Source organism: Bacillus sp. JJ1521, assembly GCF_036965165.1.
GTDB lineage: Bacteria > Bacillota > Bacilli > Bacillales > Bacillaceae_L > Ferdinandcohnia.
Genome location: NZ_JBALOX010000266.1, coordinates 1,991 through 3,514, shown reverse-complemented (window position 1 = coordinate 3,514; position 1,524 = coordinate 1,991). Strand labels below are relative to the sequence as shown.

Sequence of the window (1,524 nt, the reverse complement as noted above, 5' to 3'; positions counted from 1 at the left end):
ATTTTAAACAGTGATACAATAAAATGTAGTCAAGAACTCGATAGATTATTAAATGCTTTTAAAAAGTTTCAAATTCATTAATTTACTTAGAGGTGTCCTACGTCAGCAAGCAAATTTATTACAATAGTGACACCATTTTTTTCTCACCTCAACATTCTAAATAACAAGTTGCTTTTTTTACCCATTTCAATACCGCCTTTATGGCAGTATTGCACCATAAACCCATTCTCCTTATTGAAGTTATCTGCCCCTTTAGTTTAATTGAAATTAACTTAATTACTTGTTAAAAATACTTTCCCTTTAGTTATTTTAGAAGATTCAACAACATCAATTGCCTTTTTTACATTCGACAAGTCATACTTAGAATCTACCTTCATCAAACATATTTTTTTATCCGTAACTAGCCTTATTAAATTATTAAAAGTTTCTTTCCATTTATATTCCGATACATTTTTATTCCAATTCATCAAATGAAATATATTCGCATTCACCTTTGCTTTATTTACAATATCTGCCCAATTTACTTGTATCCCTGATAATAGACCGATTGTAATAAAGTTCCCATTAGGGCGGAGACTAAAAGCCAAGTCGTTTCCTGTTGAACCTCCAACAGAATCTATAGCAGCATCTGCACCTATTCCATTTGTTAATTCCATAACTGTTTTATACAGCGAAGCTTTAGAGGTATCTATCACATAAGAAGCACCGAGATGAAGTAAATCCTCTGTATATTTATTATTTCTCGTCACTGCAATTAATCGAAAGCCTAAAATCTTTGATAATTGAGCAAAAATATGCCCAATAGAAGATCCACATGCATTAACCAATAAAACATCATTAGGTCTTAATCTTAAAACTTCCGTACAAACCACCCACGCTGTAACTGGATTAATATACATTTGTGATGCCGTAAAATCATCAATAGAAATGGGTATAGGAATGACAAATTCTGCTGATGTCTTAACAAATTCTTGCCATGTACCTTCCCCGCGCAAAGGTAAAACTCGTTTACCAATAAGACTTTTTGAAACAAAAGGACCTACATCTTCTACAATCCCAACTCCTTCATAACCGGGGATATTAGGTAAAGAGATTCGATGAGAATACGCCCCTTTAATTGGAATTAAATCAGAAGGATTGATAGGTCGTGCCAGCATTCGAACAAGAACTTCATTATTTTTTGGTGGTTCAATCGTTTTATATTCAACTTTCAGCACATCTTTAGGACTACCAAATTCGTAGAATTTAATACATTTTGCATTCAAAACTAAGGCTCCTTAATATAAATTTGAATAATTTGATTATAACACTTTAAATAAACTGCCCGTTAAAAAAGACCGCCATTGTGGCGATCTCGTTATTGTGTTAAAGCACTCTTTAGTTGAACAAGTGAAATTCACGGTTAACTCAACAAATAACTCTGCCACTTTAGGGGCATATTGTCGAACAACAGCTAGACACCTATGTTAAATATATGTGTACTGTGTTTGTGTCTTACAACATCATGTGCGGAATATATATAGT

The 1,524-nt window shown here is 32.9% G+C and carries 2 protein-coding genes; one reads left to right on the top strand and one right to left on the bottom strand.

Annotation, left to right across the window (positions count from 1 at the left end; genetic code table 11):
* Positions 1-81 (top strand): Spo0E family sporulation regulatory protein-aspartic acid phosphatase, encoded by an 81-nt coding sequence (locus V7147_RS25340; protein ID WP_438824651.1) that lies wholly within the window; start codon positions 1-3, stop codon positions 79-81.
* A gap of 191 nt (positions 82-272) precedes the next feature.
* Here V7147_RS25340 and V7147_RS24370 read toward each other — a convergent pair whose 3' ends face one another.
* Complete coding sequence (locus tag V7147_RS24370; protein WP_335370382.1) at positions 273-1,265, bottom strand: zinc-dependent alcohol dehydrogenase family protein; 993 nt, start codon at positions 1,263-1,265, stop codon at positions 273-275.
* Positions 1,266-1,524 lie beyond the last annotated feature (259 nt).